Here is a 4,362-nt window from a genome sequence, read left to right as displayed (position 1 = left end):
TAAAGAATTCCTCGGCCTGGCCGTGGGGAGAGTGCCAAGCATGTTAGAAGTGAATCAAAATGAGATCACGATAGGAGCCTGGTTTGCCTGTCGTCTGTTGTTGTCATAGTGGCTGAATACCATGCTGGATCCCCTTTTGGAAGAGAAAATCCGTGACCAAATCCGCACCCACAAGGTGCTGATCTACATGAAAGGCACCCCAGAGATGCCCCAGTGTGGGTTTTCCTATGCCGCCGTTCGTGTGCTGGAGAGTCTGGGCTTTCCCTACACGGCGATCAACGTGCTCGAGGATCCCGAAATTCGTCAGGGGATCAAAGAGTTTTCCAACTGGCCTACTATCCCGCAGATCTATATTGACGGCGAGTTTGTGGGCGGCTGCGACATCCTGCAAGAGATGCACGCCCGCAACGAGTTGCGCCCTCTGGTCGAGGCGGCTTTTGCCAAGGCCGGCGCCCAACCTTGAGGGCCGCAGGGGATCCCATGCTCACCTCGGATCGCCTGCGACAGCTCTTGGCTGAGAAGCTGCAAGCCCTCTACGTCCACGTGGAGGACGAGTCGCACCGCCATGCTGGCCATGGGGGACGGCAACAGGGATCCGGGGGGCACTACCGCGTGCAGGTGGTGTCGCCCCTGTTTGCCGGCAAAACTCCTCTGCAACGGCATCGCCTGGTGTACGCCGCCCTGGCCGAACAGATGGGTCAGGGCATTCATGCACTGGCGTTGCAAACTTACAGCCCCGAAGAGGTCTCTGCAGAAGGGATCCCTAAGCAGATCGGCTAGCATAGGGGGCAAGATTGCGGCCCTGTTGGGGCAGAGGAGGGAGCATGGCAACTCTGTTGGCCACCTGGCTGATGTCAGCCTTGAGCGTGATGATTTTGGCTTGGCTTTTGCCCGGGATCCACGTCTCTGGGTTTGGGGGTGCTTTGGTGGCAGCTCTGGCCATTGGCCTGGTCAATGGTTTGGTGAGGCCGTTTCTCCGGTTGATTACCCTGCCGATTACAGTTCTTACCCTGGGTTTGTTTTGGCTAATTTTGAACGGCATTTGCCTGGCCATCGCCGACAAGCTGGCCGGGGATGCCTTCAATATCGATAACTTTGGTTGGGCGTTCCTCGGCGCGATAGTACTTTCCGTCGTCAGTGGCTTGGTTCAGCGTGTTTTTGAGCAAGGTGTGCAGAGCTAACTGTTCCGTAGCCATAGAAGGCCGGAGTCGATACTATTTTCTCAGAAAAATTGAGGCAATGCTTTCTCTTCAGTAACCCCTAAAGATCAACCTAGATTCTTAGTTAACAATTGTCCAGAAAAGTTTTTTGAAGGTTTAGGCACCCAGAGGGTTTGCCAGTCCACAGTTTGCTAATACGAAGGAAATATTGCCAGCAAGCATCTCACAAAAGTTTTTGCGTCAGCTTTATCTGAGGCTATTTGTTAGGAGTGCTGAACAAATGGAATCCTTAATCTGCGATTAGGAGCTGATGGGTATGAAGGCGTTGCTGCTCTATCCCCGCTTTCCCAAGTCTTTCTGGTCTTACAATCGCACCATCGAGATGGTGGGGCTAAAAGCGCTGATGCCGCCGCTGGGCCTGATCACCGTTGCCGCTCTGTTGCCCCAGGATTGGGAGATTCGCTTTGTGGATCGCAATGTCGCCCCCGAGACGGAGGCCGATTGGCAGTGGTGCGACCTGGTGATCCTGTCGGCCATGCTGGTGCAGAAGCAAGACTTTCACGCACTCATTCGCAAAGCGGTGCAGTTGGGCAAAAAAGTAGCTGTGGGCGGCCCCTATCCGACTTCTGTGCCCCAAGATGCCCTGGAATCCGGGGCTCACTATTTGGTTTTGGACGAAGGAGAAGAGACCATACCGGCTTTTGTCAAGGCTCTAGAATCTGGGCAAGAAGCGGGCATTTTTCGAGCCACAGAAAAGCCAGACGTCACCCAAAGCCCCCTGCCGAGATTTGACCTGCTGCGCATGGATCAATACTTCATGATGTCGGTGCAATTCTCGCGGGGTTGCCCCTTTAATTGTGAGTTTTGTGACATCATCTCTCTTTATGGGCGCAAGCCGAGAACCAAGGAGCCAAGCCAAATGCTGGCCGAGCTGCAAGCCCTCTACGACCTGGGCTGGCGAGGCTCGATTTTTGTGGTAGATGACAACTTTATCGGCAATCAGCGCAACGTCAAGCGATTTTTACGCGAGCTGATCCCGTGGAGCAAGGAGCATAACTATCCATTTACCTTTATGACAGAGGCTTCTGTCAACCTAGCTGAAGATGAAGAGTTGATGCAGTTGATGGTAGAAGCGGGGTTCTATGCGGTCTTTCTGGGTATTGAGACCCCAGACCAAGACAGCTTACAGATGACTCAAAAGCTACAGAATACCCGCCACCCCCTGGTAGAGGCTTGTCGCAAGATCAACGATGCCGGGCTGTTGATCTACGCCGGGTTTATTCTGGGCTTTGACGGAGAGCGGCCAGGTGCGGGGGAGCGCATCCAGGCTTTTGTCGAGCAGACCGGTATTCCTCAGCCGATGTTGGGGATTTTACAGGCTCTACCCAACACCCAACTGTGGAATCGCCTCAAAAAAGAGCAGCGGTTGCTGGAGGGGATCGGCGTCACCGAGTTTGGGGATCAAAACACGCTGATGAACTTTATTCCCACCCGTTCTCCATCTGAAATTGCCCGGGAATATCTGGAAAGTTTTTGGAAGTTGTATGAGCCGGCGCGATATCTCTCTCGCTGTTTGCAACAGTGCCTGAGTATCGGCACTAAAGTAGGTCGGCAACAAGCAATGCGGCTGCCCCTTCACAAAGGGATCTATCTGCTTCTACAACTCATCTGGCGGCAAGGGATCCTTCATCCCCAAATTCGCGCCCAATTTTGGCAACAGCTATGGACGATCTGGCGCCAGAAACCGAGCCTGCTGAACCTATATCTGGGCCTCTGTGCTGCGGGGGAGCATTTTTGGGAATATCGAGAACTGGCGCGCGCCCGCCTCAGCCAACAACTGGGATACGATCCTTTGCTGGCCAGCTCATCATAATCTCCGGGCGGGGCCGATGCGGCGACGACAGTTGGCGGTGATGGGGCTGGGATCCCTGTGGGCCCTTTGGGGAGGCTCTCTGCAGGCCCAGACCGCTGGAGATTGGTTGGCCGTGGAGCTGTTCAGCCGCTGGGGCGCGGATCCCTTGGCCCAACTGGAGCTGAGCGGCCCCTTTGTTTTAAATCAGCAGCCCTTTCCGGCAGGGATCTGGAAGCTGCAGGTTCACCGCCAAGCGCTGATTTTGAGCGGGCCGGGCCAGCCCCGTCGCTACTCGGGATCCCTTTGGCTGCAAGGAGGGGGGCTGCGTCCTGCGGCGGGAGAGGAGCGTCGCTACCGTGGCTTGATCCAGATTCGCCCAAGCGGCCCAGAGCGCCTGCACCTGCTGAACTGGGTACAACTGGAAGACTACCTGCTGGCCTTGGTGCCCGGCGAAATGCCTGCCGATTGGCCAGCCGCCGCTTTGCAGGCCCAAGCCATCCTGGCCCGTACCCTGGCCGTTCCCCATCTGCGCCCCGCTCCAAGAAGAGAATGGCCCTCTACCCCGGCAAGGCCATTGCAAGATTCCACCGCCCACCAGTTCTACGGGGGCCTGGCCTATGAGACGGCGGCGACCACGGCTGCGGTGCGGGCAACCCAGGGGCAGATCCTAACCCATGCCGGCCAGCCGGTAGAGGTTCTGTTTCACTCCACCTGTGGCGGCCACACCAGCGCCAACCAAGATATTTTTGCCCCACCCGCCCGTCCCTACCTGCAAGGGGTGAGTTGCGAAGGGTGTCGCGCTTCCCCCTTCTATGGCCCCCACAGTGTCCGGCTCAGCCGACAAGAGTTGGAGCAAGCCCTGGGCAGCGCCGAGTTAGAGATCCTGCAATCGGATCCCTGGGGGCGCCCTCTGCGCATCCGCGTCGGATCTCGGTTATTTACCGGACAGGAGTTTGTGTTGCACCTCGGGCAAACCCTAGGGTGGGGGATCCTGCCCAGCAACCGCTTTACCCTCAAACGCCTCGAGCCAAAGGCCGGCCAGCCGGAATCGTACCTTTTCACCTATCGGGGAGCCGGGCACGGGGTGGGTCTATGTCAGTGGGGAGCCCGCGGCCTGGCCGAACAGGGCTACACAGCGTCGCCCATCCTCAACCACTACTTCCCCGGCACCCAGGTGACACCGTTGAGCTGATGAAACATCTCTCCACAGCGTTATTGCTACGCAACACTGTCGCGAACTCCCCTCTCCCTCTGGGAGAGGGGACGGGGGTGTGGGTGCGGCTGGGTGAGGGGCCGGGGGTGAGGGTAGCGGCGCAGATACCGACGCCTTAGAAACACCACAAGCAGGGG

At 57.3% G+C, this 4,362-nt stretch carries 5 protein-coding genes; all 5 read left to right on the top strand.

Going from position 1 to position 4,362, the window contains the following annotated elements; genetic code table 11:
- Positions 1 to 124 precede the first annotated feature (124 nt).
- Positions 125 to 463 carry a Grx4 family monothiol glutaredoxin gene (grxD, locus tag NW853_RS09720; RefSeq protein WP_414334165.1) on the top strand — a complete coding sequence of 113 codons (339 nt, stop codon included), beginning with the start codon at positions 125 to 127 and terminating at the stop codon, positions 461 to 463.
- A 17-nt stretch (positions 464 to 480) separates the two neighbouring features.
- Positions 481 to 780, top strand: a complete 300-nt coding sequence (locus NW853_RS09715) for a BolA family protein (protein WP_414334146.1) — start codon at positions 481 to 483, stop codon at positions 778 to 780.
- A gap of 44 nt (positions 781 to 824) precedes the next feature.
- On the top strand, positions 825 to 1,181 hold the full coding sequence (locus NW853_RS09710; protein WP_414334147.1) for a phage holin family protein: 357 nt from the start codon (positions 825 to 827) through the stop codon (positions 1,179 to 1,181).
- Between the two features lie 295 nt (positions 1,182 to 1,476).
- Positions 1,477 to 3,033: a B12-binding domain-containing radical SAM protein gene (locus tag NW853_RS09705; protein ID WP_414334149.1), complete on the top strand. Its 1,557-nt coding sequence runs from the start codon at positions 1,477 to 1,479 to the stop codon at positions 3,031 to 3,033.
- A 16-nt stretch (positions 3,034 to 3,049) separates the two neighbouring features.
- Entirely contained in the window at positions 3,050 to 4,204 is a 1,155-nt protein-coding gene (locus tag NW853_RS09700) for a SpoIID/LytB domain-containing protein (RefSeq protein WP_414348909.1), read from the top strand.
- Positions 4,205 to 4,362 lie beyond the last annotated feature (158 nt).

Source organism: Synechococcus sp. H55.11, assembly GCF_047462475.1.
In the GTDB taxonomy this organism is placed as follows: domain Bacteria; phylum Cyanobacteriota; class Cyanobacteriia; order Thermostichales; family Thermostichaceae; genus Thermostichus.
Note: the sequence above shows the minus strand (reverse complement) of the source record. Positions and strands in the feature narration are given on the sequence as shown.

Excerpts from the sequence above, each read along its gene's own strand:
- NW853_RS09715 (WP_414334146.1), top strand. The coding sequence starts at position 481 with ATGCTCACCTCGGATCGCCTGCGACAGCTCTTGGCTGAGAAGCTGCAA.
- NW853_RS09710 (WP_414334147.1), top strand. The coding sequence starts at position 825 with ATGGCAACTCTGTTGGCCACCTGGCTGATGTCAGCCTTGAGCGTGATG.
- NW853_RS09705 (WP_414334149.1), top strand. The coding sequence starts at position 1,477 with ATGAAGGCGTTGCTGCTCTATCCCCGCTTTCCCAAGTCTTTCTGGTCT.
- NW853_RS09700 (WP_414348909.1), top strand. The coding sequence starts at position 3,050 with ATGCGGCGACGACAGTTGGCGGTGATGGGGCTGGGATCCCTGTGGGCC.